Below are 273 nucleotides of genomic sequence, written 5' to 3'. Positions count from 1 at the left end.
ATGACATTGGTTCGACAAGGATTTGTTTTGTAGTAAACAAAAATCGAAGGGGAGAGGTTACGGAAGATTTACCTTCATGTAAAAGGATTACCTTTTCGATTTCTGATATAGAAAAGGTAAAGAAAAAGTTAGAATTCTATCGAATAGAGTATTGTGATGAAGGTGCAGTGATTATTGTTCATGATCCAGATCAACATACACTTCAAATTGAAAGTAATGAGCATAATCAATGAGGGGGTTATTGTCTATTCATGTGATATATATACATCAATT

1 pseudogene is annotated in these 273 nt (G+C 32.2%); it reads left to right on the top strand.

Annotated elements, in window-relative coordinates:
* Positions 1–233: pseudogene (locus V7183_RS02025) on the top strand (lactoylglutathione lyase); the annotation flags it as partial.
* Positions 234–273: the final 40 nt, after the last annotated feature.

The organism is Bacillus sp. JJ1127 (genome assembly GCF_036965845.1).
Classification (GTDB): Bacteria; Bacillota; Bacilli; order Bacillales; family Bacillaceae_G; genus Bacillus_A.
Note: the sequence above shows the minus strand (reverse complement) of the source record. Positions and strands in the feature narration are given on the sequence as shown.